22 protein-coding genes, 2 tRNA genes and 1 riboswitch are annotated in these 25,679 nt (G+C 59.2%); of the genes, 19 read left to right on the top strand and 5 right to left on the bottom strand.

Features of this window, described 5'->3' with window-relative positions; genetic code table 11:
* Nucleotides 1-172: 172 nt before the first annotated feature.
* Genes ACQRAX_RS23825 through phhA form a run of 3 tightly spaced genes read right to left on the bottom strand, consistent with a single transcriptional unit; the run spans nucleotide 173 to nucleotide 2,553 of the window.
* Complete coding sequence (locus ACQRAX_RS23825) at nucleotides 173-1,366, bottom strand: amino acid aminotransferase (RefSeq protein ID WP_412038134.1); 1,194 nt, start codon at nucleotides 1,364-1,366, stop codon at nucleotides 173-175.
* Nucleotides 1,366-1,722 carry a 4a-hydroxytetrahydrobiopterin dehydratase gene (locus ACQRAX_RS23820; RefSeq protein WP_107025745.1) on the bottom strand — a complete coding sequence of 119 codons (357 nt, stop codon included), beginning with the start codon at nucleotides 1,720-1,722 and terminating at the stop codon, nucleotides 1,366-1,368. Before ACQRAX_RS23820 ends, ACQRAX_RS23825 begins: the two co-directional genes overlap by 1 nt.
* A gap of 42 nt (nucleotides 1,723-1,764) precedes the next feature.
* Nucleotides 1,765-2,553, bottom strand: a complete 789-nt coding sequence (phhA, locus tag ACQRAX_RS23815; protein WP_412038135.1) for a phenylalanine 4-monooxygenase — start codon at nucleotides 2,551-2,553, stop codon at nucleotides 1,765-1,767.
* A gap of 292 nt (nucleotides 2,554-2,845) precedes the next feature.
* Here phhA and ACQRAX_RS23810 point away from each other — a divergent pair, with 292 nt between their 5' ends.
* Nucleotides 2,846-4,405 carry a sigma-54-dependent transcriptional regulator gene (locus ACQRAX_RS23810; protein ID WP_412038136.1) on the top strand — a complete coding sequence of 520 codons (1,560 nt, stop codon included), beginning with the start codon at nucleotides 2,846-2,848 and terminating at the stop codon, nucleotides 4,403-4,405.
* A 122-nt stretch (nucleotides 4,406-4,527) separates the two neighbouring features.
* Here ACQRAX_RS23810 and ACQRAX_RS23805 read toward each other — a convergent pair whose 3' ends face one another.
* A complete protein-coding gene (locus ACQRAX_RS23805; protein WP_412038137.1) occupies nucleotides 4,528-4,788 on the bottom strand; it encodes a DUF2790 domain-containing protein in 261 nt (86 codons plus the stop codon).
* A 406-nt stretch (nucleotides 4,789-5,194) separates the two neighbouring features.
* On the opposite strand from ACQRAX_RS23805, the gene acs reads away from it, so the two are divergent.
* The 13 genes from acs (at nucleotide 5,195) to astE (ending at nucleotide 19,835) form a co-directional block, all read left to right on the top strand.
* Complete coding sequence (gene acs, locus ACQRAX_RS23800; RefSeq protein WP_412038138.1) at nucleotides 5,195-7,156, top strand: acetate--CoA ligase; 1,962 nt, start codon at nucleotides 5,195-5,197, stop codon at nucleotides 7,154-7,156.
* 520 nt (nucleotides 7,157-7,676) lie between these two features.
* Complete coding sequence (locus tag ACQRAX_RS23795) at nucleotides 7,677-8,462, top strand: ABC transporter substrate-binding protein (RefSeq protein WP_412038139.1); 786 nt, start codon at nucleotides 7,677-7,679, stop codon at nucleotides 8,460-8,462.
* Nucleotides 8,463-8,552: 90 nt separating this feature from the next.
* Nucleotides 8,553-9,242, top strand: coding sequence for an ABC transporter permease (locus tag ACQRAX_RS23790; protein WP_412038140.1), 690 nt, complete (start codon nucleotides 8,553-8,555; stop codon nucleotides 9,240-9,242).
* Nucleotides 9,239-9,937, top strand: coding sequence for an ABC transporter permease (locus tag ACQRAX_RS23785; protein WP_197876239.1), 699 nt, complete (start codon nucleotides 9,239-9,241; stop codon nucleotides 9,935-9,937). Before ACQRAX_RS23790 ends, ACQRAX_RS23785 begins: the two co-directional genes overlap by 4 nt.
* Before the next feature lie 66 nt (nucleotides 9,938-10,003).
* Nucleotides 10,004-10,768 carry an ABC transporter ATP-binding protein gene (locus tag ACQRAX_RS23780; RefSeq protein ID WP_412038141.1) on the top strand — a complete coding sequence of 255 codons (765 nt, stop codon included), beginning with the start codon at nucleotides 10,004-10,006 and terminating at the stop codon, nucleotides 10,766-10,768.
* A gap of 98 nt (nucleotides 10,769-10,866) precedes the next feature.
* Complete coding sequence (argR, locus tag ACQRAX_RS23775; RefSeq protein WP_412038142.1) at nucleotides 10,867-11,847, top strand: transcriptional regulator ArgR; 981 nt, start codon at nucleotides 10,867-10,869, stop codon at nucleotides 11,845-11,847.
* Nucleotides 11,848-12,200: 353 nt separating this feature from the next.
* Entirely contained in the window at nucleotides 12,201-13,421 is a 1,221-nt protein-coding gene (locus ACQRAX_RS23770; RefSeq protein ID WP_412038143.1) for an aspartate aminotransferase family protein, read from the top strand.
* 130 nt (nucleotides 13,422-13,551) lie between these two features.
* A complete protein-coding gene (aruF, locus tag ACQRAX_RS23765; RefSeq protein WP_412038144.1) occupies nucleotides 13,552-14,571 on the top strand; it encodes an arginine/ornithine succinyltransferase subunit alpha in 1,020 nt (339 codons plus the stop codon).
* A gap of 75 nt (nucleotides 14,572-14,646) precedes the next feature.
* Nucleotides 14,647-15,675, top strand: a complete 1,029-nt coding sequence (gene astA / locus ACQRAX_RS23760) for an arginine N-succinyltransferase (RefSeq protein WP_412038145.1) — start codon at nucleotides 14,647-14,649, stop codon at nucleotides 15,673-15,675.
* Entirely contained in the window at nucleotides 15,672-17,138 is a 1,467-nt protein-coding gene (gene astD / locus ACQRAX_RS23755) for a succinylglutamate-semialdehyde dehydrogenase (protein ID WP_412038433.1), read from the top strand. Before astA ends, astD begins: the two co-directional genes overlap by 4 nt.
* Before the next feature lie 24 nt (nucleotides 17,139-17,162).
* A complete protein-coding gene (gene astB, locus ACQRAX_RS23750; protein ID WP_412038146.1) occupies nucleotides 17,163-18,512 on the top strand; it encodes an N-succinylarginine dihydrolase in 1,350 nt (449 codons plus the stop codon).
* Between the two features lie 14 nt (nucleotides 18,513-18,526).
* Nucleotides 18,527-18,817 carry a topoisomerase II gene (locus ACQRAX_RS23745; protein ID WP_028944689.1) on the top strand — a complete coding sequence of 97 codons (291 nt, stop codon included), beginning with the start codon at nucleotides 18,527-18,529 and terminating at the stop codon, nucleotides 18,815-18,817.
* Between the two features lie 10 nt (nucleotides 18,818-18,827).
* Nucleotides 18,828-19,835 (top strand): succinylglutamate desuccinylase, encoded by a 1,008-nt coding sequence (astE, locus tag ACQRAX_RS23740; RefSeq protein WP_412038147.1) that lies wholly within the window; start codon nucleotides 18,828-18,830, stop codon nucleotides 19,833-19,835.
* A 68-nt stretch (nucleotides 19,836-19,903) separates the two neighbouring features.
* Here astE and ACQRAX_RS23735 read toward each other — a convergent pair whose 3' ends face one another.
* Nucleotides 19,904-20,410 carry a 6,7-dimethyl-8-ribityllumazine synthase gene (locus tag ACQRAX_RS23735; protein ID WP_412038148.1) on the bottom strand — a complete coding sequence of 169 codons (507 nt, stop codon included), beginning with the start codon at nucleotides 20,408-20,410 and terminating at the stop codon, nucleotides 19,904-19,906.
* Nucleotides 20,411-20,503: 93 nt separating this feature from the next.
* A riboswitch (FMN riboswitch) is annotated at nucleotides 20,504-20,656 on the bottom strand.
* A 361-nt stretch (nucleotides 20,657-21,017) separates the two neighbouring features.
* Here ACQRAX_RS23735 and alaS point away from each other — a divergent pair.
* The 5 genes from alaS (at nucleotide 21,018) to ACQRAX_RS23710 (ending at nucleotide 25,677) form a co-directional block, all read left to right on the top strand.
* A complete protein-coding gene (gene alaS, locus ACQRAX_RS23730; RefSeq protein WP_412038149.1) occupies nucleotides 21,018-23,636 on the top strand; it encodes an alanine--tRNA ligase in 2,619 nt (872 codons plus the stop codon).
* 88 nt (nucleotides 23,637-23,724) lie between these two features.
* A complete protein-coding gene (locus ACQRAX_RS23725; protein ID WP_412038150.1) occupies nucleotides 23,725-24,960 on the top strand; it encodes an aspartate kinase in 1,236 nt (411 codons plus the stop codon).
* A gap of 183 nt (nucleotides 24,961-25,143) precedes the next feature.
* Nucleotides 25,144-25,332, top strand: coding sequence for a carbon storage regulator CsrA (csrA, locus tag ACQRAX_RS23720; protein WP_002554426.1), 189 nt, complete (start codon nucleotides 25,144-25,146; stop codon nucleotides 25,330-25,332).
* 72 nt (nucleotides 25,333-25,404) lie between these two features.
* Nucleotides 25,405-25,495, top strand: a tRNA-Ser gene (locus ACQRAX_RS23715).
* 108 nt (nucleotides 25,496-25,603) lie between these two features.
* Nucleotides 25,604-25,677: transfer RNA gene (locus tag ACQRAX_RS23710), tRNA-Arg, on the top strand.
* Nucleotides 25,678-25,679: the final 2 nt, after the last annotated feature.

Below are 25,679 nucleotides of genomic sequence, written 5' to 3'. Positions count from 1 at the left end.
CGTCGTTCCTCGCAAGTGTGTGGAAAGGCTGCGCAAGGCGCGCTTGGCTTGTTAAAAGCTCGTGCAGGATACAGGAGTCTGAATGACAGTATGAATTTTCCTGCCTGATGGCGTGCGTGTGTAGCGGATTCACCGGGGCGCCGGACTGCCGCCCCGGTGAATCCACTGGTGTCTAGCGGCAGACGTCGGCGATGGCGGCAGCCAAGGCGCCTAGGCGCAGCGCGTCAGCGCCAGCGATGTTCGCGCGGCCCGTGCCCACCATGTACACGCTATGGCGCTCACGCAATTGTTTGACCTGCTCCGGTGATAACCCGGTGTAGGAGAACATGCCACGTTGCGCGGCAATGTGCGCAAAACGCTCACTCAGGCCATGCGGGGCAAGCGCCTCGACCAGGCCGACGCGCAACTCGGCAATGCGCTGGCGCATCGCCTCGACTTCTTCGGTCCACAGCTGCTTGAGCGCCGTATCACCGAGAATCTGCGCCACCACGGCAGCGCCATGATCCGGCGGTGTCGACCACAGGTTGCGAGCCAACAGTGCCAATTGACTGCGTACATCCAGCAGCTTCACGGCATCATGGCTGCACACCAACAGAGCGCCGGTGCGATCACGGTAGAGGCCGAAGTTTTTCGAGCAGGAGCTGGTGATCAGCAATTCAGGCAATTCGGCAGCGAACAGGCGTACTGCCCAGGCATCCTCTTGCAGGCCGTCGCCAAAGCCTTGGTAGGCGAAGTCGATCAATGGCAGCAGCTCGCGGCGGCGAACCACCTCCAGTACGGCGCGCCAGTCGTCCTGAGATAGGTCGAAACCGGTCGGGTTGTGGCAGCAGGCGTGCAGCAGGACTACATCGCCCTTGGGCGCCATTTCCAGCGCCGCCAGCATCCCGCTCACATTCAGACGGTTGTCCGCACCCACGTAGGGGTAGTGGCTGACCTTGAGGCCGGCGCCAGCGAAGATGGTTTCGTGGATCGGCCACGTCGGGTCGCTCAGCCAGATGCCGCGGCCGGGCAGGCAATGCTCGATGAACTCTGCCGCCAGGCGCAGGGCGCCAGTGCCACCAGGCGTCTGGGTTGCCCCTGCGCGCTTGTTGGCCAGCAGTGCCGAGTCGCTGCCGAGCACCAGTTCGCTGATCAGGCGAGCAAACTCGGCATCGCCGTGACCGCCGACATAGCTTTTGCTCGACTGTTGCTCGAGCAGGCGCTGTTCAGCAAGTTTGACGGCGGCAGGAATCGGCGTCAGGCCCTGGGCGTCCTTGAACACGCCGACACCCAGGTCGAACTTGTGTGGATTGCTGTCGTTGGCATAAGCCTCCATCAGCCCCAGAATCGGATCGCCGGGTACGCGCCCAATCGCGTTGAAGTGCATTACTTACGGCCTTCGGCGGTGTTGGCGACCTCGTCGGTGCGCGCAGCCATGATGAAGTCGTTACGGTGCAGGCCTTTGATCGAGTGGCTCCACCAGGTCACAGTAACTTTGCCCCATTCGGTCAGCAGGCCTGGGTGATGGCCTTCAGCTTCGGAGATCTCGCCAACGGCATTGGTGAAGGCCAGGGCGTGTTTGAAATTCTTGAACAGGAAGACTTTTTCCAGCTGCATGATGCCGTCACGGACTTCGATGTTCCAATCCGGGATCTGCTTGATCAGTACCGGCAGTTCTTCATCGCTGACCTGTGGTGCATCGGCTCGGCAGGCTTCGCAGTGGGCTTGGTTCAAGGCGTTCATAAGGTTTTCCGCAAGTGGTTTGTTATTGATTTGCGAGGCGGCTCAGGCGGCCGCCTTCGGTGGAAATTTCGGTGCGTGCAGGCCCATCTTCATTGCCGCGTGGACCATGCCCATGATGTCTTCGTGGGCGAGGTCGAACAGCCGTTTGAGGTTGGGTAGGGCAAAGTACACTGGTTGCAGGATGTCGATGCGATACGGGGTGCGCATGGCTTCCAGCGGGTCGAAAGCCTGGTGTTCAGGCTCATCGGACAAACTGTAGACGGTCTCCTTCGGTGAGGAGAGGATGCCGCCACCGTAGATTTTACGCCCCTGCGGGGTATCGACCAGGCCGAACTCGATGGTCATCCAGTACAAGCGGGCCAGGTAGACACGTTCTTCCTTGGTCGCTTTGAGACCAAGTTTGCCGTAGGTGTGGGTGAATTCGGCGAACCAGGGGTTGGTCAGCAGTGGGCAATGGCCGAAGATCTCGTGAAAAATATCCGGTTCCTGCAGGTAGTCGAGCTCTTCTTCGGTGCGAATGAAGGTCGCCACCGGAAAGCGCTTGCTGGCCAGCAACTCAAAAAAGGTTTGGAAGGGGATCAGCGCCGGCACACGAGCAACTTGCCAGCCGGTGGTGGCGCCCAGCACTTTGTTGATTTCACCCAACTGTGGGATGCGGTCGTGCGGCAGGCCCAATTGTTCGATGCCTTCCAGGTATTCCTGGCACGCGCGGCCCTCGATTACTTTCAGTTGGCGAGTAATCAGGGTGTTCCACACCGCATGTTCCTGCTGCGGGTAGTCAATAAACCCTTGCGCATCGGGCTCGCGAGCCACGTATTGCGTGTGTTTCATGCTGCTCTCCTGCTGAGGGCCTTTTTTGTTATGTGATCAAGCCGTTGCTTAAGAGATAACCCGCAGCGCCGCATTTTGCATCGGTCCAGCGTCTCGAGGGGCTGGCTAATCGTGCGGTTTTCTGTAACGATTATTTTACAGAATTAGCAGGGTACCGATATTTCGAGGGCTTTTGTTGAGCGAATACCGGTTTTTTGTCACGTAATCTTTACGGAAATTCTGCCGGGCTGCTAAATAATTGCTCGCCCGGCAGCGACCAAGGCTCGTTCCATGCCTATAGGTAGGACAACTCATGCGTATCAAAGTGCATTGCCAGAACCGCATCGGCATTCTGCGCGACATCCTTAACCTGCTGGTGGAATACGGCATCAACGTCGCCCGCGGTGAGGTCGGTGGCGAGCACGGTAATGCCATCTATCTGCACTGTCCTAATCTGATCAACCTGCAGTTTCAGGCCCTGCGGCCCAAGTTCGAATCGATCACGGGTGTGTTTGGCGTCAAGCGCGTAGGTCTGATGCCGAGTGAGCGGCGGCACATGGAGCTCAATGCCTTGCTCGGGGCACTGGATTTCCCGGTGTTGTCGATCGACATGGGCGGCTCTATCGTTGCCGCCAACCGTGCGGCGGCGCAGCTGCTCGGGGTGCGTGTGGATGAGGTGCCGGGGATCCCGTTGTCGCGCTATGCCGAGGATTTCGATTTGCCGGAGTTGGTGCGGGCGAACAAATCGCGGATCAATGGCCTGCGGGTCAAGGTCAAGGGTGATGTGTTCCTGGCCGACATCGCGCCGCTACAGTCAGAGCACGACGATAGCGAAGCACTGGCGGGGGCGGTCTTGACGCTGCACCGCGCTGACCGAATTGGTGAGCGCATCTACAACGTGCGTAAGCAGGAGTTGCGCGGCTTCGACAGTATTTTCCAAAGTTCGCGGGTGATGGCGGCGGTGGTTCGTGAGGCGCGGCGCATGGCGCCGCTGGACGCGCCGCTGTTGATCGAGGGGGAAACCGGTACTGGCAAAGAATTGCTGGCGCGCGCCTGTCACCTGGCCAGCCCGCGCGGCCAGGCGCCATTGATGGCGCTCAATTGCGCCGGCCTGCCGGAATCGATGGCCGAGACGGAATTGTTCGGCTATGGCCCGGGCGCATTTGAGGGCGCGCGGGCTGAAGGCAAGCTGGGGCTGTTGGAGTTGACGGCGGGTGGCACGCTGTTTCTGGATGGCGTAGGTGAAATGAGCCCGCGTCTGCAGGTCAAGCTACTGCGCTTTTTGCAGGATGGCTGTTTCCGTCGGGTGGGTAGCGATGAAGAGGTGTATCTGGATGTGCGCGTGATTTGCGCGACTCAGGTTGACCTCTCCGAGCTGTGCGCTCGCGGCGAGTTCCGTCAGGACCTGTACCATCGCCTTAATGTGCTTTCACTGCATATTCCACCGTTGCGTGAGTGCCTGGACGGCCTGGCGCCCCTGGTCGAGCACTTTCTCGATCAGGCCAGCCGGCAGATCGGTTGCCCCTTGCCACGTCTCGCCCCAGCGGCGATGGAGCGTCTGAGTCAGTACCACTGGCCGGGCAACGTGCGTCAGTTGGAGAATGTATTGTTTCAGGCGGTATCACTGTGTGATGGCGGGGTGGTCAAGAGCGAACACATTCGTTTGCCAGACTATGGTGCACGACAACCGTTGGGAGAATTCTCTCTAGACGGCGAGCTGGGAGATATTGTCGGGCGGTTCGAGAAGGCGGTATTAGAGCAACTAATGAGTGAGTTTCCCAGCAGTCGTGCCTTGGGTAAACGGCTCGGCGTTTCACACACAACCATTGCCAACAAGTTGCGCGAACACGGTGTCGGCAAGTCGGTCGAATAGCCGGTATAAATTACAACATTGTCAGCGGACAGTTATGTCTGGGTAATGATGCTGAGCAAGTTATTTTAACTGCGCGCCTCGGTCGCAAATGATCGAGGCGCGGCGAGTAGATAAACTGCCGATTATCCGTTGGAGCAACCGTTGCCCATCACCCGGTACTCAAGGATATGCCGCTGGCCCTGCGAATCCTCGTAGGTCATGCGTGCTGGGACCACTTCGCAGACATTCGGGACTTCGCTCATGGAGATGACTTTGGCGATGTCCAGGTGCTGCGAGTAGCTGTACTGTTCAACCGGAATCTGCTCGGCGCCACCGTTTGCAACTTCGTCGGCTATCGCCACGCTGCAAACACTGCCAAGTGCCAATACCAGTAAAGCTTTCATTGTCTATTTACCTGTCTAAGGTCGTAAGGGGGTACGCAGCGCTTGTGGCGCCGCGTGTACAACTAAAGTTCAACTATCAGGGTTATCGCGGGATTAACGGCCTTCGTGGGGGCTGTAACAAGAAGTTAATCGCGGTGCCGTTGCTGGCGAGGTGGATTTTAGGGCTGGGTGAGTGCCTTAAACAGATGGCGTTTTGATAAACACTGTTGGCAAAAACTGTAACAATCGCTGGGTTGCGCGGGGCGGATTTTATTTTTCTGCGCGCTAGTGCCCGGTTTTGAGCTGACGGTCAATTGCAGCGGTGCAAAAGTGCAGGGCGTTACTACCAACGTCGAATGGCCTATGCGCTCTGGTACAGTTACAACGAGGTCATACAAAAACAACTATTACACCGAGGTAGATAAAGATGAGTGCGGCTCCCCTGTATCCCGTTCGTCCCGAGGTTGCGGCCACTACGCTGACTGATGAGGCGACCTACAAGGCCATGTACCAGCAGTCGGTTATCAACCCGGACGGCTTTTGGCGTGAGCAGGCCCAGCGCCTGGACTGGATCAAGCCCTTCACCAAGGTCAAGCAGACCTCCTTTGACGATCACCATGTCGATATCAAATGGTTTGCCGATGGCACTCTGAACGTCTCCTACAACTGCCTGGACCGCCATCTCGCCGAGCGTGGTGATCAGGTCGCGATCATCTGGGAGGGCGATGACCCTTCCGAGCACCGCAACATTACCTACCGTGAATTGCACGAAGAAGTCTGCAAATTCGCCAACGCCCTGCGTGGCCAGGACGTGCATCGTGGTGACGTGGTGACCATCTATATGCCGATGATTCCTGAGGCGGTCGTGGCGATGCTGGCCTGTGCCCGTATCGGTGCCATTCACTCGGTGGTCTTTGGTGGCTTCTCCCCTGAGGCGCTGGCCGGGCGTATCATCGACTGCAAGTCGAAAGTGGTAATCACTGCTGACGAAGGTCTGCGCGGTGGTCGTCGCACGCCGCTCAAAGCCAATGTCGACCTGGCCTTGACCAACCCGGAAACCGCCAGCGTGCAGAAGATCATCGTCTGCAAGCGCACCGGTGGTGACATTGCCTGGCACCAGCATCGTGACATCTGGTACGAAGACCTGATGAAGGTTGCCTCCAGCCACTGCGCACCAAAAGAAATGGGCGCCGAGGAAGCGCTGTTCATCCTCTATACCTCTGGCTCCACCGGTAAGCCCAAGGGCGTGCTGCACACCACTGGCGGCTACATGGTGTATGCCGCGCTGACTCACGAGCGGGTGTTCGACTACCGTCCGGGTGAAGTCTACTGGTGCACCGCCGACGTCGGCTGGGTGACTGGCCACAGCTACATCGTCTATGGCCCGCTGGCCAACGGCGCGACCACAGTGTTGTTCGAAGGTGTACCGAACTACCCGGACATCACCCGTGTGTCGAAGATCATCGACAAGCACAAGGTCAATATTCTCTACACCGCGCCGACCGCCATCCGCGCAATGATGGCTGAAGGTCAGGCCGCTGTGGCGGGCGCTGATGGCTCCAGTCTGCGTCTGCTCGGTTCGGTGGGTGAGCCGATCAACCCGGAGGCCTGGAACTGGTACTACCAGACGGTCGGCAAAGAGCGTTGCCCGATTGTCGACACCTGGTGGCAGACCGAAACCGGTGGTGTGCTGATCAGCCCGCTGCCAGGGGCTACTGCGCTGAAGCCGGGTTCGGCCACGCGTCCATTCTTCGGGGTGGTACCAGCGTTGGTGGATAACCTTGGCAACCTCATTGATGGTGCCGCTGAAGGTAATCTGGTGATCCTTGATTCGTGGCCAGGTCAGTCGCGCTCGCTGTACGGCGATCACGACCGCTTCGTCGACACCTACTTCAAAACCTTCCGCGGCATGTATTTCACCGGTGACGGCGCGCGGCGCGACGAGGACGGTTACTACTGGATCACCGGACGTGTCGATGACGTGCTCAACGTCTCTGGGCATCGCATGGGTACCGCAGAGATCGAGAGCGCGATGGTTGCTCACCCGAAAGTGGCCGAGGCTGCAGTGGTGGGTGTGCCGCACGATATCAAGGGGCAGGGCATCTATGTCTATGTCACCCTCAACGGTGGCGAGGAGCCGAACGAAGCCTTGCGTCTTGAGTTGAAGAACTGGGTGCGTAAAGAAATCGGTCCGATTGCTTCACCGGATGTCATTCAGTGGGCGCCAGGCCTGCCGAAGACTCGCTCGGGCAAGATCATGCGCCGAATTCTGCGCAAGATTGCAACCGCCGAGTACGACGCCTTGGGTGATATCTCGACCCTGGCGGATCCAAGTGTGGTTCAGCACCTGATTGATACACACAAGGACATGAGCAAGGCCTCGGCCTGATAAACGCATCGGCGGGCAAGCTAGTCCGCATGCGCTGGAAAAAGCACAAAGCCCCGCCTGACGTGTTCAGGTGGGGCTTTGTGCTTTCTGTTACGCCGACAATCATCGGTAACCTTTCTGTCACCGCATTTGCCCGTAAACGAGGCGTAGGGAAACATTACCGCCCGCTTTCGGGGCATTTTCTGTATCGAATGTAGCGCGTCGGCACGCTACGCTTGCCGGATTAGAAGGCTTTGCCAATAATAGGCCCGCTTATTGCTTTATTGATTGGTTATTTGTCTTTTGCTTTTGCATATTCCGCGAAAGCTGTCAATATCTCCGTCCCAATGTTCCTGCGCTTCTATAACTAGTTGTCGCATTGAGGAAATATCGGCTTCGGAGCTGTCGTTAAAATGCCGATCACTCGCTCGTGGCGTGTCAGACGTTTCGTTGATCCCTGCGCAGCTCGCGTTGTACCCATTTGCATATCGGGCAGCTGTCACGCCCTGCCTTGAATTGCCCTTTACCGATGGAGTTCCAGATGAAGAAACTCGCACTGCTTGGCGCCCTGGCGCTGTCTGTGTTTTCCCTGGCATCGCTGGCTGATGAGAAACCGCTGAAAATCGGTATCGAGGCCGCCTACCCACCGTTCGCCTCGAAAGCGCCAGATGGCAGCATCGTTGGCTTTGACTACGATATCGGCAACGCCCTGTGCGAAGAGATGAAGGTCAAGTGCACCTGGGTTGAGCAAGAGTTCGATGGCCTGATCCCGGCACTGAAGGTGCGCAAGATCGACGCTATCCTCTCGTCCATGTCGATCACTGAAGATCGCAAGAAGTCCGTGGACTTCACCGGTAAGTACTACCTGACCCCAGCACGTCTGGTGATGAAGGAAGGTACCGCCGTCAGCGATAGCCTGGCCGAGCTCAAGGACAAGAAGATCGGTGTGCAGCGTGGTTCGATTCACGACCGCTTCGCCAAGGAAGTCCTGGCTCCGCAAGGCGCCACCATCGTTCCTTACGGCACCCAGAACGAGATCTACCTGGACGTTGCTGCCGGTCGCCTCGATGGCACCGTCGCCGATGCTACGCTGCTCGAAGATGGCTTCCTGAAAACTGACGCGGGCAAGGGCTACGCCTTTGTCGGTCCATCCTTCACCGACGTGAAGTACTTCGGTGACGGCGTCGGCATTGCGGTGCGCAAGGGCGACAAGGCCAACCTCGATCGTCTCAACGCTGCCATTGCGGCCATCCGTGCCAGCGGCAAGTACAAGCAGATCCAGGACAAGTACTTCAACTTCGACATCTACGGCCCTGAAGCCAAGTAAATCGTCGACGTTTCACCTGTGTAATGGTGCAAACAGCAGAGGCTCTGAGGTTTGCACCATTTTTTCATCCCTAAGGTCGAGGACCTCATCATGTTGAAAGGCTACGGGGCAGTTATCCTCGACGGCGTGTGGCTGACGCTGCAGCTTGCCTTGTCGTCCATGGCCCTGGCCATTGTACTCGGCCTTATCGGTGTGGCCCTGCGCCTGTCGCCAGTGCGCTGGCTGGCCTGGCTGGGAGACCTGTATTCCACGGTGATCCGCGGGATCCCCGACCTGGTACTGATCCTGCTGATTTTCTACGGCGGTCAGGACCTGCTCAACCGCGTGGCGCCGCTGCTCGGTTACGACGATTACATTGATCTCAACCCGCTGGTGGCGGGTATCGGCACCCTGGGCTTCATTTTTGGTGCCTATCTTTCGGAGACCTTTCGCGGTGCCTTCATGGCGATTCCCAAAGGGCAAGCCGAGGCTGGTGTGGCCTACGGCATGAGCAGCCTGCAGGTGTTCTTCCGGGTCATGGTGCCGCAGATGATTCGCCTGGCAATTCCAGGCTTTACCAACAACTGGCTGGTCCTGACCAAGGCCACGGCCTTGATTTCAGTGGTCGGCCTGCAGGACATGATGTTCAAGGCCAAGCAGGCGGCGGATGCCACTCGTGAGCCTTTCACCTTCTTCCTGGCGGTCGCAGCCCTGTACCTGGTGATCACCAGCGTCTCGCTGCTGGCTCTGCGTTACCTCGAGAAGCGCTACTCGGTAGGCGTAAAGGTGGCTGAACTATGATTTTCGACTACAACGTCATCTGGGAAGCACTGCCGCTATACTTGGGCGGTTTGCTGACCACCCTCAAGCTGCTGGCGCTGTCGCTGTTCTTTGGTTTGCTGACCGCTATTCCATTGGGGTTGATGCGCGTTTCCAAGCAGCCGTTGGTTAACCTCATCGCCTGGCTCTACACCTACGTGATCCGTGGTACGCCGATGCTGGTGCAGCTGTTTCTGATCTACTACGGCCTGGCCCAGTTCGAAGCAGTGCGTGAGAGTTTCCTCTGGCCATGGCTGTCGAGCGCAACCTTCTGTGCCTGCCTGGCCTTTGCCATCAATACCAGCGCCTATACCGCAGAAATCATTGCCGGCAGCCTCAAGGCCACGCCTCATGGCGAGATCGAGGCGGCCAAGGCGATGGGCATGTCGCGGGTCAAGATGTACCGCCGTATCCTGCTGCCATCGGCCCTGCGCCGGGCACTGCCGCAGTACAGCAACGAAGTGATCATGATGCTGCAGACCACCAGTCTGGCGTCGATCGTCACCCTGATCGACATCACCGGTGCCGCGCGCACGGTCAATGCCCAGTACTACCTGCCGTTCGAGGCGTACATCACCGCGGGCGTGTTCTACCTGTGCCTGACCTTCATTCTGGTGCGCCTGTTCAAGCTGGCTGAGCGCCGCTGGCTCGGCTACCTGGCGCCGCGTAAGCACTGAGGCCTGCGCCAACTTTTTCGCCCTGAGCGTTAGCTCAAGACTGACAGCTTTGTGAGAATCGACAGCATGTACAAACTCGAAATCCAAGATCTGCATAAACGCTATGGCAGTCACGAAGTGCTCAAGGGCGTGTCCCTGGCAGCCAAGGCCGGCGACGTGATCAGTATCATTGGTTCCAGCGGTTCGGGAAAAAGTACCTTCCTGCGCTGCATCAACCTGCTTGAGCAGCCGCACGCGGGCAAGATCCTGCTCAACAACGAAGAACTCAAGCTGGTGGCCAACAAGGACGGCGCGCTCAAGGCCGCCGATCCCAAGCAGTTGCAGCGCATGCGTTCGCGCCTGTCGATGGTGTTCCAGCACTTCAACCTGTGGTCGCACATGACGGCGCTGGAAAACATCATCGAGGCGCCGGTGCACGTGCTGGGCATGTCGAAAAAAGATGCCCTGGAAAAAGCCGAGCATTACTTGGCCAAGGTCGGTGTGTCCCATCGCAAGGACGCCTATCCTGGGCATATGTCGGGTGGTGAGCAGCAGCGTGTGGCGATTGCCCGCGCGCTGGCGATGGAGCCGGAAGTCATGCTGTTCGACGAGCCGACTTCGGCACTCGATCCGGAGTTGGTCGGTGATGTGCTAAAAGTCATGCAGGCCCTGGCCCAGGAAGGCCGGACCATGGTCGTGGTCACCCACGAAATGGGTTTTGCCCGTGAGGTCTCGAACCAGTTGGTATTCCTGCACAAAGGGTTAGTGGAAGAGAGCGGCAACCCGCGTGAGGTATTGGTCAATCCGCAGTCCGAACGTCTGCAGCAGTTCCTGTCGGGCAGCTTGAAGTAAAATTGCTGTTGCGCACCAAAATGGGTCATGCTGCGAATTCATCGCAGCATGACCAGGCTCTATCTTGTTGACCCTTCTCAGGTTCCGGACCGCACTCAATGACCACCCAGCGCATCGGTTTTCTCATCTGGCCCAGCACCAAAGCGTTGACCCTGGCGCTGGCCGAAGAGGTTTTGCGAGTTGCCCAGAAGGTTCATCCCGAGGTGGTTTACGAATTGTCGTTCCTGCAGGCTGAGCCCGCCGTCGAAGGCGCTTGGCGCTTGCCGGGCGAGCCGTGGGCGGGGCGTCTGGAGGGTTGTCAGAAGCTGTTTTTGCTGGCTGATGAGCCGCCTCAGGCTGTGGCCTCGAACCTGGCCAGCGCGCTCAAACAACTGGCCCGCGCCGGGTGTGTGGTCGGTGGCTTGTCGGCGGGGGTTTATCCCTTGGCGCAGTTGGGCTTGCTCGACGGCTACCGGGCGGCGGTGCACTGGCGTTGGCAGGATGATTTTGCCGAGCGTTTCCCCAAGGTCATTGCCACCAGTCATCTGTTCGACTGGGATCGCGATCGCTTGACCGCCTGTGGCGGGATGTCGGTGATCGATCTATTGCTGGCGGTGCTGGCGCGTGACCACGGTGCTGAGTTGGCCGGGGCGGTGTCCGAGGAATTGGTGGTCGAGCGGATTCGCGAAGGCGGTGAGCGTCAGCGTATTCCGCTGCAGAATCGTCTGGGCTCGAGTCATCCAAAACTGACCCAGGCCGTGTTGCTGATGGAGGCCAATATTGAAGAGCCGCTGACCACCGATGAAATCGCCCAGCATGTCTGTGTGTCGCGGCGGCAGTTGGAGCGGATCTTCAAGCAGTACCTCAACCGAGTGCCGAGTCAGTACTACCTGGAACTGCGCTTGAACAAGGCGCGGCAGATGTTGATGCAGACCAGCAAATCGATTATTCAGATCGGCTTGTCCTGTGGCTTTTCCTCGGGGCCGCACTTTTCCAGCGCATACCGCAACTTCTTTGGCGCAACGCCGCGCGAAGATCGCAACCAGCGACGAAGCAGCAGTCCGTTCGAATTGTCCTCGGTGCCCGCCGAGCGCGGTTGAGCTGCGCATTGTAGGGGCCAGCCTTGCTGGCGACGAAATCGGCGCGGTTTGAGGTGTTGCGCGGTGTCTGCATCGCTGGCAAGGCCAGCGCCCACACAGATCGGGTTGGGCGGGCTGGCCCAGCGGTTGATCCAGTCAATTCCTCGTCCGTACAGAATCTCCCCGCCGCATCTGCACAGCGTTTAAACTGCGCCTTTGCGACCCTATTTGTCGCATTGCCGTAAGCCTTGGTAAAACAGGGTTTGGCGCTATAAGAAGTTGTCGCTTGGCGGCAAGGTCAGGCGCCAATCTGTCCTTACAATCCCCCCATCGCTCGCCAGCTTCAGGCAGGCGTTCCTCTTCAGGAGACTCCGATGTCCGCTCCGCAAGCTCCGGTGCAACGCGCCGATTTTGATCAGGTAATGGTCCCCAATTACGCACCGGCGGCCTTTATCCCCGTTCGTGGTGCGGGCTCCCGAGTCTGGGATCAGTCGGGCCGCGAGCTGATCGACTTCGCCGGCGGGATTGCTGTGAACGTCTTGGGGCATGCTCACCCGGCGCTGGTTGGCGCCTTGACCGAGCAGGCCAATAAACTGTGGCACGTGTCCAACGTGTTCACCAACGAACCCGCCCTGCAGCTGGCGCACAAGCTGGTTGATGCGACCTTCGCCGAGCGGGCGTTCTTCTGCAACTCCGGCGCCGAAGCCAACGAAGCGGCGTTCAAACTGGCCCGTCGTGTTGCCCACGATCGTTTCGGTCCGGAAAAGCACGAAATCATCGCCACCGTTAACAGCTTCCACGGTCGCACCTTGTTCACCGTAAGCGTCGGCGGCCAGCCGAAGTATTCCGATGGCTTCGGGCCGAAGATCACCGGTATCAGCCATGTGCCATACAACGATCTGGAAGCGCTGAAGGCGCAGATCTCCGACAAGACCTGTGCGGTGGTGATCGAGCCGATCCAGGGCGAAAGCGGCGTGGTGCCAGCCGATGTTGCCTACCTGCAAGGCGCTCGCGAGCTGTGCGACAAGCACAACGCGCTGCTGATCTTTGACGAAGTGCAGACCGGCGTTGGCCGTACCGGCGAGCTGTTCGCCTACATGCATTACGGTGTCACCCCAGACATCCTCTCCAGTGCCAAGAGCCTGGGCGGCGGCTTCCCGATCGGCGCCATGCTGACCACCGAAGCGCTGGCCAAGCACCTGACCGTTGGTACTCACGGTACCACCTACGGCGGTAACCCCCTGGCGTGCGCCGTGGCCAATGCCGTGCTGGATGTGGTCAACACCCCTGAAGTGCTGGCTGGCGTCAAGGCCAAGCACGAGCGCTTCAAGGCGCGCCTGGAGAAGATCGGTCAGCAATACGGCTTGTTCAGCCAGGTTCGTGGCGTGGGTCTGCTGATCGGTTGTGTGTTGACCGATGCCTGGAAAGGTAAAGCCAAGGACGTGTTGAACGCCGCCGAGAAAGAAAACCTGATGGTGCTTCAGGCCGGTCCCGATGTAGTGCGTTTCGCCCCGAGTCTGGTGGTTGAAGAAGCTGACATCGACGAAGGCCTGGACCGTTTCGAGCGTGCCGCAGCAAAACTGACCCAGGCCTGATTCGCGCCTGAGGTTCTTTCACCGGCCCTGCGGGGTCGGTGAAACCGAATTTCAGAGTATGTGCTCACGGGCGCATGCTTTTTTTCTCTGCCGGCAGTGGCTGGCTTGTTTTCCCGAAAGGAGTGACACCATGCTGGTGATGCGCCCCGCGCAAATGGCTGATCTGGGTGAAGTGCAGCGTCTAGCCGCGGACAGCCCCATTGGTGTCACATCCTTGCCGGATGATGCCGGTCGCCTCAGCGACAAGATTACCGCCTCGGAAACCTCCTTCGCTGCTGAAGTCAGTTTCAACGGCGAAGAAAGCTATTTCTTTGTTCTTGAAGACAGTGACACTGGCAAGCTGGTCGGCTGCTCTGCCATCGTTGCTTCGGCCGGCTATTCCGAGCCGTTCTACAGCTTTCGTAACGAGACCTTTGTGCATGCTTCGCGCGAGCTGAAGATCCATAACAAGATCCACGTGCTTTCGCAGTGCCATGACCTGACGGGCAATAGCCTGCTGACCAGCTTCTATGTGCTGCCAGAGTTGGTTGGCAGCGGGTGGTCGGAGCTTAACTCCCGTGGCCGTTTGCTGTTCATGGCGGCTCACCCGGAGCGTTTCGCCGATTCGGTGGTGACCGAAATTGTCGGTTACAGCGACGAGAACGGTGATTCGCCGTTCTGGGACGCCATCGGGCGCAATTTTTTCGACCTCAACTACGCCGAGGCCGAGCGCCTGTGCGGCCTCAAGAGCCGGACCTTCCTGGCCGAATTGATGCCGCACTACCCGATCTATGTACCCCTGCTGCCGGACGCCGCGCAAGAGGCCATGGGCCAGGTTCATCCGCGCGCGCAGATTACTTTCGACATCCTCATGCGCGAAGGCTTCGAGACCGATCACTACATCGATATTTTCGACGGTGGCCCGACCTTGCATGCACGGGTCTCGAGCATCCGCTCGATTGCCCAGAGCCGTGTGGTGCCGGTCAAGCTCGACAGTACTGTAGTCAAGGGCGGGCGTCCGTACCTGGTCTGCAACGGCCAACTGCAGGACTACCGTGCTGTGCTGTTGGAGCTGGATTGGGTGCCTGGCAAGCCGGTTACCCTGAGTCTTGAAGCCGCCGAAGCCCTGGGCGTCGGTGAGGGCGCCAGCGTGCGCCTGGTCGCGGTTTGATCCCTGCGGTTCGATAACCGCGCACCCCAGGTCGAGTTTCGCGGCAGGCCAAAGGCCGCCGCCCGAGGAGATAGCATGATCGTTCGTCCCGTCCGCAGCAGCGATTTACCGGCGCTGATCGAATTGGCCCGCAGTACCGGCACCACTGGCTTGACCACCTTGCCAGCCAACGAAGAACGCCTGGCGCACCGGGTCGGCTGGGCCGAGAAGACCTTCCGTGGCGAAGCTGAGCGTGGCGATGCCGATTACCTGTTCGTGTTGGAAAACGACGACGGTGTGGTGGTGGGTATTTCCGCTATTGCCGGTGCCGTCGGCTTGCGTGAGCCTTGGTACAACTACCGGGTCGGCCTGACGGTCAGCGCTTCTCAAGAGCTGAATATCTACCGTGAGATTCCGACGCTGTTTCTGGCCAACGACCTGACCGGCAATTCCGAGCTGTGTTCATTGTTCCTGCGCAGCGATTATCGCAGCGGCCTCAATGGCCGCCTGCTGGCCAAGGCGCGCCTGCTGTTCATCGCCGAGTTTTCCGAACTGTTCGGCAACAAGATCATTGCCGAGATGCGCGGCATGTCTGATGAGGCGGGCCGTTCGCCGTTCTGGGAAAGCCTGGGGCGGCACTTCTTCAAAATGGAGTTCAGCCAGGCCGACTACCTTACCGGTGTCGGTAACAAGGCCTTCATCGCCGAGCTGATGCCCAAGTTTCCGCTGTACACCTGCTTCCTCTCCGAGGCGGCGCGTGGCGTGATTGGTCGCGTCCACACCGATACCGAGCCAGCCCTGGCGATGCTCAAGAGTGAAGGTTTCAGCTACCAGGGCTATGTCGACATCTTCGACGCGGGCCCGGCAGTGGAATGTGAAACCGCCAAGATCCGTGCGGTGCATGACAGTCAGGCGCTGGTGTTGGCCGTCGGCACCCCAGGCGACGACGCCACGCCATTCATCATCCATAACCGTAAGCGCGAAGAGTGCCGCATCACTGCAGCGCCCGCGCGTCTGGCGGCCGGTACCCTGGTGGTCGACCCGTTGACCGCAAAACGCCTGCGCTTGAGTGCCGGTGATCAGGTGCGTGCCGTACCGCTGTCTGCTGCCCGGGAGGCCAAATAATGACGACTCACTTTATCGCTGGCAGCTGGCAGGCAGGGCAGGGCGAAGCACTGCAATCGCTGGACCCGGTCAGCCAAAAAGTTATCTGGCAAGGCCAAGGTGCCAGCGCCGAGCAAGTCGATAGCGCGGTCGAGGCTGCGCGCCAGGCATTTGCTGCTTGGGCCCTGCAATCGCTGGAGGCACGCATCAGTGTCCTTGAGGCCTTTGCTGCTGCGCTAAAAGCCAACGCCGAGGAACTGGCCCACTGCATCGGTGAAGAAACCGGCAAACCGCTGTGGGAAGCGGCCACCGAAGTGACCAGCATGGTCAACAAGGTCGCCATCTCGGTACAGAGCTACCGCGAGCGTACCGGTGAGAAAAGCGCCCCGCTGGCTGATGCCACCGCCGTGCTGCGTCACAAGCCCCACGGTGTGGTAGCCGTATTTGGTCCCTATAACTTCCCGGGTCACTTGCCGAATGGCCATATCGTTCCGGCCTTGCTGGCCGGTAACACCGTGGTGTTCAAACCTAGCGAGCTGACTCCCAAGGTTGCAGAGCTGACGGTCAAGTGCTGGATCGAGGCCGGCCTGCCGGCTGGTGTACTGAACCTGGTCCAGGGAGCACGTGAAACTGGCGTGGCACTCGCCGCCAATCCGGGCATCGATGGCTTGTTCTTTACCGGCTCCAGCCGTACCGGCAACCTCTTGCACCAGCAATTTGCCGGACGCCCGGACAAGATCCTGGCGTTGGAAATGGGCGGCAACAACCCGCTGGTGGTCGATGAGGTCAAGGACCTGGAGGCTGCGGTCTACACCATCATCCAGTCGGCGTTCATTTCCGCTGGCCAGCGTTGCACCTGTGCTCGCCGCCTGCTGGTACCGCAAGGTGCGTGGGGCGACGCGCTGCTCCAGCGTCTGGTCGAAGTGTGCAAAAACCTCGCTGTCGGTGCCTTTGATCAGCAGCCGGCACCGTTCATGGGTTCGGTCATTTCCCTGGCTGCAGCCAAGGCGTTGCTCGACGCCCAGGCACAATTGCTGGGCAACGGCGGTGTGGCGCTGCTGAGCATGACCCAGCCACAAGCCAATGCGGCCTTGCTGACCCCTGGCATCGTCGATGTCACCGCCGTGGCCAATCGCCCCGACGAAGAATTCTTCGGCCCGCTGCTGCAGGTCATTCGCTATAGCGACTTTGATGCAGCGATTGCCGAGGCCAACAACACCCAGTATGGCCTTGCCGCCGGTTTGCTGTCCGACTCCCATGCGCGCTACCAGTACTTCTGGCTGCAAAGCCGTGCGGGCATCGTCAACTGGAACAAGCAACTGACCGGTGCTGCCAGTAGCGCGCCGTTTGGTGGTGTGGGTGCAAGCGGCAACCACCGCGCCAGTGCTTACTACGCGGCTGACTACTGCGCTTACCCGGTAGCCTCGCTGGAGACCGCCAGCCTGACCCTGCCCGCCACGTTGACGCCAGGTGTCGTCCTATAACAAAAGGTCCACGGAGCCTTGCCGATGAAATCGTTTGAAGTGAATTTTGATGGTCTGGTAGGACCGACGCATAACTACGGCGGGCTGTCCTACGGCAACGTTGCCTCGCAAAGCAACAGCCAGCAGGGCTCCAACCCGCGCGAAGCGGCGCGTCAGGGCCTGGCGAAAATGAAGGCGTTGATGGAGATGGGCTTTCAGCAAGGCGTGCTGGCGCCGCAGGAGCGTCCGGACGTGGGTGCGTTGCGCTGTCTGGGCTTCTGCGGCAGCGATGCAGAGGTTATCCAGCGTGCTGCCAAAGAGGCCATGCCGCTACTGGTCGCCAGCTGCTCGGCGTCGAGCATGTGGGTCGCCAACGCGGCCACGGTCAGCCCAAGTGCTGATACTGCCGATGGTCGCGTGCATTTCACCGCCGCCAACCTCAATTGCAAGTATCACCGCAGCATTGAGCACCCGACCACCAGCCGGGTGCTGGGGGCGATGTTCGCTGACAGCAAGCACTTCGCTCATCATGCCGCGCTGCCAGCGGTGGCGCAGTTCGGTGATGAAGGCGCCGCCAACCACACGCGCTTCTGCCGCAGTTATGGTGAGGCTGGGGTGGAGTTCTTCGTTTATGGTCGCAGTGCCTTCGACAGCCGATACCCCGCGCCACAGAAATACCCTGCACGCCAAACCCTGGAAGCCTCTCAGGCAGTTGCCCGGCTGCATGGCCTGAGCGAGGAGGGCGTGGTGTTTGCCCAGCAGAACCCGGCCGTGATCGATCAGGGCGTGTTTCACAATGATGTGATTTCGGTCGGTAACGGCGAGGTGCTGTTCTACCACGAAGACGCCTTCCTCGAGACCGAGGCGATGCTTGGCCAACTGCAAGCTAAACTGGCTAAACGGGGTGGCAACTTCAAGGCGATTTGTGTGCCACGCTCGGCGGTGACGGTAGAGGATGCGGTGCGTTCGTACCTGTTCAACAGCCAGCTGCTGTCCCGTGCCGACGGCTCGATGTTGCTGATCGTGCCGGAAGAGTGCCGCAACAACGAGCGGGTCTGGGCTTACTTGTCGGCCTTGACCGGTCAAGGCGGCCCGGTGGCCGAGGTCAAGGTCTTCGACCTCAAGCAGAGCATGCAGAACGGCGGTGGCCCAGCCTGCCTGCGGTTGCGCGTCGCACTCAACGAAACTGAACTGGCAGCGGTCAATCCAGGGGTTATCATGACGGCTTCGCTGTACGACACCTTGATCCAATGGGTCGACAAGCACTACCGCGACCGCCTGAGCGAAACCGACCTGGCGGACCCGCAACTGTTGCAGGAATGTCGTGCGGCACTGGATGAACTGACCCAGATCCTCAAACTGGGCTCGGTCTATCCGTTCCAACTCCAACCTTGAAAGAGAATTCGACTATGTCTGACGCCCTGCAGCTGATCCTTGAAGATGACGATGGTACCCAGCTGGAAACTTCCTGCACCCGCTTCGCCGTGGTCTGGCAAGGCAAGGAGGTATGGATTCAGCAAGATGGCCGTGGTCAGTTGCTGATCGGCGTTGATGTCGAAGAAGACGATGCCGAATACGCCAACTTGTTACTGCGCCCGCTGGCGACCAACCTGGTCAGCCTGCAGCTGGAAATGGAACCCGCTGATGCTGGCGACGATGATGATCACGTTCATGGTCCTGATTGCGGCCACCATCACTAAGGAATAGCCCATGCTCGCCCTCGGCAAACTGCTCGAACTGACCCTGGCCGGTCGTGAACCGGCAGAGAAGACCCAGTTGACTGTCGACGGCGTGCGCATGCGCTGGTTTGGCGAGGGGGCACTTGAAGTGCGTCCCCCTGAGGCACGTGACAACGGGATGGACCTGCTGTTGTCGGCAGGCATCCATGGCAATGAAACCGCGCCGATCGAGTTGCTCGACGAGCTGCTGCACGGCATTGCCAGGGGCGAGATCAAGCCGCGAGCGCGGATTCTGTTCCTGTTCGGCAATCCTGAAGCGATTCGCAAGGGTGAGCGTTACATCGAGCAGGACGTCAATCGTCTGTTCAACGGTCGGCACGAGCTGTCCAGTGGCTCGGAGGCCTTGCGTGCTTGCGAGCTGGAGCGTTTAGCTAGCACCTTTTTCAGTGTTCCCGGGCGTGCCCGGTTGCACTACGACCTGCACACCGCCATTCGAGGCTCGAAGATCGAGCAGTTCGCCCTGTATCCATACAAGGAAGGTCGCCAGCATTCGCGCCGCGAACTGGCACGCCTGCACGCGGCAGGGATGGAAGCGGTGTTGCTGCAAAGCAAGACATCCGTCACCTTCACCGCCTTCACCTACGAAACGCTTGATGCTGAAGCCTTCACCCTGGAGCTGGGTAAAGCGCGTCCTTTTGGACAGAACGAGCAGGTCAACCTTGAGCGCCTGGAAACTCGCCTGAAGCAGATCATCGAAGGCGACGAGCCTGAAGTCCCCGAGGCGCTGGATGGCTTGCAGCTGTTTAGCGTGGCGCGCGAGATCATCAAGCACAGCGATAGCTTCCACCTGCACCTGCCGGCGGACATCGAGAATTTCTCGGAATTGTCCAAGGGCTATCTGCTGGCTGAAGACTTGAGCAGCACGCGCTGGATTGTCGAGGAGGAGGGCGCTCGCATCATCTTCCCCAACCCCAAGGTCAAAAATGGCTTGCGCGCGGGGATTCTGATCGTGCCGACTACGCCCGACCAGTTGGCCTGATGGCCAGTACTGGGGGGAATTGATTGATGTTGTGGGAGCCGGCCTCGCTGGCTCCCACAGGGTTGCTGTCACCCTACGCGTTTATGCGGCATTTCATTGCGACGCAATGCGCGCAACTTCTGCAGCGTATCGGCGCAAGTCTTCGCAGCTTCTGCACCCTTGACCAGGAAATGCTCGAAGTAGAAATTCTGGTGTTCATCGCCAGCATGGAAGTGGTGTGGGGTCAGTACCACCGAGAACACCGGCACTTCGGTTTCCAGCTGAACCTGCATCAGGCCGCTGATCACCGACTGGGCGACGAACTCATGACGGTACAGGCCACCATCGACCACCAGACCGGCGGCGACGATGCCGGCATAGCGGCCGCTACGGGCCAGCAGTTTGGCATGCAACGGGATTTCGAAGGCGCCACCGACTTCAAAGAAATCGATATCACTGGCCTGATAGCCCAAAACCCCCATTTCCTCGACAAAGGCCTTGCGTGCCTGGTCGACGATATCCTTGTGCCAGCAGGCCTGGATAAACGCGATGCGCTCGTGGGAAGGGTTTTTGCTATCGATTGCGGTAGGTTGCATTGAAACGGACTCCTGTTTGTATGGGAAACAGGGCAGTTGGATCGAAGGGGACTTCGTCACGCAGGTGCGCAACGACAGGCGCAGACGTGCCTATCCCGTTCTCTCTTTATCCGGACTATGACCGTCGGCCCCGGAATCACACCGGGTCTGCTGACCTTGCAAGACACGCCTGCAAGCGCTCGCGGGCTATGCGCAATGGGCGCAATTACCGCCGGTGGGGAATTGCACCCCGCCCTGAGAACGTTGCCACCGGATTCCGGTGGCGGGGAATTATTAGCACACCTGTCAGGCCAACGTATAGGCTGCTAACGATTATTTCCCGGATGAATGAAATTTCATCCGGGAAACCTTGCCAATTGCTTTATACGCCCCCAGTAATAACGTATCAGCATGTAAACCTGGCCTAGGTAGCTCAGGCGTGTGCGGCGACGGAGGTTTTTAGCGCTTTTGTCTGTGAATGTCGTTGCAAGCCGTCCAATTGACGGTTTCTATAGCATAAACACACTGCACCCAAGCCTAAGGCCCGATATAATGCGGCCCTTTGCCGTCGTTTCGTCAATTTGACGCAAGCATTTGCCCCAGGGCCGCCGTTTCCGTGGAAGAACCTATGAAAAGCGCAGAAATCCGTGAAGCCTTCCTTCGCTTCTTCGAAGAGCAGGGACATACCCGAGTTGCCTCCAGCTCCTTGATTCCGGGCAATGACCCGACCCTGCTGTTCACCAACGCGGGGATGAACCAGTTCAAGGACTGCTTCCTTGGCCAGGAAAAGCGCGCCTACACCCGCGCAACCAGCAGCCAGAAGTGCGTGCGCGCCGGTGGCAAGAACAGCGACCTGGAAAACGTCGGCTACACCGCCCGTCACCACACCTTCTTCGAAATGCTGGGTAACTTCAGCTTCGGTGATTACTTCAAGAAGGACGCCATCACCTACGCCTGGACCTTCCTGACCAAGGTGCTGGGGCTGCCGGAAGAAAAGCTCTGGGTTACCGTCTACGCCAGCGACGATGAGGCCTACGACATCTGGACCCAGGAGATCGGCGTTCCGGCCGAGCGCATGGTGCGTATTGGCGACAACAAAGGCGCGCCGTACGCGTCCGACAACTTCTGGACCATGGGCGATACTGGCCCGTGCGGTCCATGCACCGAGATCTTCTACGACCACGGCCCTGACATCTGGGGTGGCCCGCCCGGCTCGCCAGAAGAAGACGGCGACCGTTACATCGAGATCTGGAACAACGTTTTCATGCAGTTCAACCGTACTGCCGATGGCGTGCTGCACCCGCTGCCAGCACCGTCGGTGGATACCGGCATGGGCCTTGAGCGCATCAGTGCGGTCATGCAGCACGTGCACTCGAACTATGAGATCGACCTGTTCCGCAGTCTGCTCGACGCTTCTGCCGCCGCCATCGGCTGCAAGAACGAAGAACAGTCTTCGCTCAAAGTGGTTTCCGACCACATCCGTTCCTGTGGCTTCCTGATTGCCGATGGTGTGCTGCCCTCCAACGAAGGCCGTGGTTACGTGCTGCGTCGGATCATTCGTCGCGCCTGCCGTCATGGCAACAAGCTGGGTGCCACAGGCAGCTTCTTCTACAAGATTGTTGCGGCGCTGGCTGCCGAGATGGGCGAAGCCTTCCCCGAGCTCAAGCAGCAACAAGCCAACATCGAGCGTGTGCTCAAGGCTGAAGAAGAACAGTTCGCCAAGACCCTCGAGCAAGGCCTGAAAATCCTCGAGCAGGACTTGGCTGAGCTCAAGGGCAGTGTGGTTCCGGGTGACGTGGTGTTCAAACTCTACGACACCTACGGCTTCCCGATGGACCTGACCGCCGACATCGCTCGCGAGCGCGAGCTGACCATCGACGAAGCAGGTTTCGAGCGCGAGATGGAAGCGCAGCGTGAGCGCGCGCGTTCCGCCAGCGCCTTCGGCCTGGACTACAACACCCTGGTCAAGGTCGATGTGGCCACCGAGTTCACCGGTTACACCAACACCGAAGGACCAGCCAATATTGTTGCCCTCTATAAAGATGGCAAAGTCGTTGAGCAGCTGGCGGAAGGCGAGCAGGGCGTAGTGATCCTCGATCGCACGCCGTTCTACGCCGAGTCCGGCGGCCAGGTCGGTGATACCGGTTACCTGCAGGCTGGCAACGTGCGCTTCGATGTGCGCGACACCACCAAGACCGGCGGTGCTTTCCTGCACCACGGTATTGTTGCCAGCGGTAGCCTGGTGGTTGGCGCGCAGGTTCAGGCCAAGGTCGATGCTGATGTTCAGCACGCCACGTCGCTGAACCACTCCGCCACTCACTTGCTGCACGCAGCATTGCGTCAGGTGCTCGGCGATCACGTCCAACAGAAAGGCTCGCTGGTCGACAGCCAGCGTCTGCGTTTTGACTTCAGCCACTTCGAGGCGGTCAAGCCAGAGCAGCTCAAAGCGCTGGAAGACATCGTCAACCGCGAAGTGCGCAAGAACTCCGAGGTGCAAACCGAAGAGACCGATATCGAAACCGCCAAGCAGAAAGGCGCCATGGCGCTGTTCGGCGAGAAGTACGGCGACAACGTGCGTGTATTGAGCATGGGCGGCGACTTCTCCGTCGAGCTGTGTGGTGGTATCCACGCCAAGCGTACCGGTGATATCGGCCTGCTCAAGATCATCAGCGAAGGTGGCGTTGCCTCCGGTGTGCGCCGTATCGAAGCGGTCACCGGCGAGGCGGCACTGGCTTACCTCAATGCTGCCGAAGAGCAGCTCAAGGAGGCCGCGCAACTGGTCAAGGGCAGTCGCGACAACCTGATCGACAAGCTATCCGCCGTGCTGGAGCGCAACCGCCAGCTGGAAAAACAGCTGGAGCAATTACAAGCCAAAGCGGCTAGCGCTGCGGGTGACGATCTGTCCAACTCGGCTGTTGAAGTCAAGGGCGTCAAGGTCCTGGCTGCACGTCTGGATGGTCAGGACGGCAAGGCGCTGCTGGCGCTGGTCGATCAACTGAAGAACAAACTCGGCCGCGCAGTGATCCTGCTCGGCAGTGTCCATGAGGAAAAGGTTGTGCTGGTTGCTGGCGTAACCAAAGACCTGACTGGCCAACTCAAAGCCGGTGATTTAATGAAACAAGCCGCTGCTGCGGTGGGTGGCAAGGGCGGCGGTCGTCCGGACATGGCGCAAGGTGGTGGCGTTGACACCGCGGCGCTGGACAGCGCGCTGGCCCTGACCGTGCCATTCGTGGAACAGGGCGTTTAAGACTCCTTTGGCCCGTCGTCTAGTGGCGGGCCAGGGTGTCGATTGAATGTTTATTGGGTTGCCCTTCATGGGCTGAGGCGGCTTTGAAATGGCGTTGATCGTACAGAAATTTGGCGGCACTTCGGTCGGCACGGTCGAGCGAATCGAGCAGGTTGCCGACAAGGTCAAGAAATTCCGCGAGGCCGGCGATGACCTGGTGGTTGTGCTATCGGCGATGAGTGGCGAAACCAATCGCCTGATCGACCTGGCCAAGCGGATCAGTGATCAGCCAGTTCCACGTGAGCTGGATGTGATCGTCTCCACCGGTGAGCAGGTGACCATTGCCTTGTTGGCCATGGCGTTGATGAAGCGAGGCGTGCCTGCGGTGTCGTACACCGGCAACCAGGTGCGTATCCTCACCGACAGCGCGCACAACAAAGCACGCATCCTGCAGATCGATGACCAGAAAATCCGTGGCGACCTCAAGGCTGGCCGGGTGGTTGTGGTTGCCGGGTTCCAGGGTGTCGACGAGCACGGCAACATCACCACCCTCGGTCGTGGTGGTTCGGATACCACCGGTGTTGCCCTGGCGGCGGCACTCAAGGCGGATGAGTGCCAGATCTACACTGACGTCGATGGTGTCTACACCACTGATCCGCGTGTGGTGCCTCAGGCGCAGCGTCTGGACAAGATCACCTTCGAAGAGATGCTGGAAATGGCCAGCCTCGGTTCCAAGGTTCTGCAAATCCGTGCCGTCGAGTTCGCCGGCAAGTACAACGTTCCGCTGCGCGTGCTGCACAGCTTCCAGGAGGGTCCGGGTACCCTCATTACTATTGATGAAGAGGAATCCATGGAACAGCCGATCATTTCCGGCATCGCCTTCAATCGCGATGAAGCCAAGCTGACCATCCGTGGCGTACCGGATACCCCGGGCGTTGCTTTCAAGATCCTCGGCCCGATCAGTGCCGCGAACATCGAAGTCGATATGATCGTGCAAAACGTTTCGCACGATAACACCACCGACTTCACCTTCACCGTTCACCGCAACGACTACGACAAGGCGCACAAGGTTCTGGATACCACCGCGCTGGAGCTCAATGCCCGCGAAGTGGTGGGCGATACCAACATCGCTAAAGTCTCGATTGTCGGCGTCGGTATGCGTTCGCACGCGGGCGTTGCCAGCCGTATGTTCGAAGCCCTGGCCAAGGAGAGCATCAACATCCAGATGATCTCCACGTCCGAGATCAAGGTCTCGGTGGTGATCGAAGAGAAGTACCTGGAGCTGGCTGTACGCGCCCTGCACACCGCCTTCGAGCTGGACGCCCCCGCCCGACAGAGTGAGTAACGCAGTGCCTCAAGGGCGCGGCTTAGCCGCGCCCTTCTTGTTTCTGGCTGGTGTGAGAAATCTGTCGTTTTACTCGCGCTAGTCAATACTTAGGCGTAGGTCGCTAGCCGTCACGGGCTAAAGGCTGAAGCCCTTTTTTTTGCAGACTGTTGTCCCTGAACTGAATTTCGTGAGGAGAAACATATGTTGATTCTGACTCGTCGGTGCGCCGAGAGCTTGATCATTGGCGACGGCGAAATCACCGTGACCGTACTCGGCGTCAAAGGAAACCAGGTGCGAATCGGTGTGAACGCCCCTAAAGAAGTGGCCGTCCACCGCGAGGAAATCTACCTGCGGATCAAGAAAGAGAAGGACGAAGAACCAAGCCATTAATTTTTATCGAGTTTTTTTCAAAAAAGAGTTTGCAAACGGGGAAGGGTCTGGTTATTATACGCCCCGTGTTGCGGAGAGGTGGCCGAGTGGCCGAAGGCGCTCCCCTGCTAAGGGAGTATACCTCACAAGGGTATCGGGGGTTCGAATCCCCCCTTCTCCGCCATTATTCATGTAGGGCGCTGTAATCTGCCTGAATCGCCTAAGTCGTTGAAATTAAACGAAAAAGTGGTTGGCAAAAAGATTTAGCGGCCTATAATGCGCGGTAACAAATGCACTCATAGCTCAGCTGGATAGAGTACTCGGCTACGAACCGAGCGGTCGGAGGTTCGAATCCTCCTGAGTGCACC

The organism is Pseudomonas sp. UM16 (assembly GCF_050312595.1).
In the GTDB taxonomy this organism is placed as follows: Bacteria; Pseudomonadota; Gammaproteobacteria; order Pseudomonadales; family Pseudomonadaceae; genus Aquipseudomonas.
This window is presented reverse-complemented; position numbering and strand designations above follow the sequence as displayed.

Excerpts from the sequence above, each read along its gene's own strand:
- ACQRAX_RS23785 (WP_197876239.1), top strand. The coding sequence starts at position 9,239 with ATGATTTTCGACTACAACGTCATCTGGGAAGCACTGCCGCTATACTTG.
- ACQRAX_RS23780 (WP_412038141.1), top strand. The coding sequence starts at position 10,004 with ATGTACAAACTCGAAATCCAAGATCTGCATAAACGCTATGGCAGTCAC.
- phhA (WP_412038135.1), bottom strand. The coding sequence starts at position 2,553 with ATGAAACACACGCAATACGTGGCTCGCGAGCCCGATGCGCAAGGGTTT.
- ACQRAX_RS23790 (WP_412038140.1), top strand. The coding sequence starts at position 8,553 with ATGTTGAAAGGCTACGGGGCAGTTATCCTCGACGGCGTGTGGCTGACG.
- ACQRAX_RS23735 (WP_412038148.1), bottom strand. The coding sequence starts at position 20,410 with ATGCAACCTACCGCAATCGATAGCAAAAACCCTTCCCACGAGCGCATC.
- argR (WP_412038142.1), top strand. The coding sequence starts at position 10,867 with ATGACCACCCAGCGCATCGGTTTTCTCATCTGGCCCAGCACCAAAGCG.
- ACQRAX_RS23795 (WP_412038139.1), top strand. The coding sequence starts at position 7,677 with ATGAAGAAACTCGCACTGCTTGGCGCCCTGGCGCTGTCTGTGTTTTCC.
- csrA (WP_002554426.1), top strand. The coding sequence starts at position 25,144 with ATGTTGATTCTGACTCGTCGGTGCGCCGAGAGCTTGATCATTGGCGAC.
- astB (WP_412038146.1), top strand. The coding sequence starts at position 17,163 with ATGAAATCGTTTGAAGTGAATTTTGATGGTCTGGTAGGACCGACGCAT.
- alaS (WP_412038149.1), top strand. The coding sequence starts at position 21,018 with ATGAAAAGCGCAGAAATCCGTGAAGCCTTCCTTCGCTTCTTCGAAGAG.
- ACQRAX_RS23810 (WP_412038136.1), top strand. The coding sequence starts at position 2,846 with ATGCGTATCAAAGTGCATTGCCAGAACCGCATCGGCATTCTGCGCGAC.
- ACQRAX_RS23820 (WP_107025745.1), bottom strand. The coding sequence starts at position 1,722 with ATGAACGCCTTGAACCAAGCCCACTGCGAAGCCTGCCGAGCCGATGCA.
- astE (WP_412038147.1), top strand. The coding sequence starts at position 18,828 with ATGCTCGCCCTCGGCAAACTGCTCGAACTGACCCTGGCCGGTCGTGAA.
- acs (WP_412038138.1), top strand. The coding sequence starts at position 5,195 with ATGAGTGCGGCTCCCCTGTATCCCGTTCGTCCCGAGGTTGCGGCCACT.
- aruF (WP_412038144.1), top strand. The coding sequence starts at position 13,552 with ATGCTGGTGATGCGCCCCGCGCAAATGGCTGATCTGGGTGAAGTGCAG.
- astA (WP_412038145.1), top strand. The coding sequence starts at position 14,647 with ATGATCGTTCGTCCCGTCCGCAGCAGCGATTTACCGGCGCTGATCGAA.
- ACQRAX_RS23805 (WP_412038137.1), bottom strand. The coding sequence starts at position 4,788 with ATGAAAGCTTTACTGGTATTGGCACTTGGCAGTGTTTGCAGCGTGGCG.
- ACQRAX_RS23770 (WP_412038143.1), top strand. The coding sequence starts at position 12,201 with ATGTCCGCTCCGCAAGCTCCGGTGCAACGCGCCGATTTTGATCAGGTA.
- ACQRAX_RS23725 (WP_412038150.1), top strand. The coding sequence starts at position 23,725 with ATGGCGTTGATCGTACAGAAATTTGGCGGCACTTCGGTCGGCACGGTC.
- ACQRAX_RS23825 (WP_412038134.1), bottom strand. The coding sequence starts at position 1,366 with ATGCACTTCAACGCGATTGGGCGCGTACCCGGCGATCCGATTCTGGGG.
- ACQRAX_RS23745 (WP_028944689.1), top strand. The coding sequence starts at position 18,527 with ATGTCTGACGCCCTGCAGCTGATCCTTGAAGATGACGATGGTACCCAG.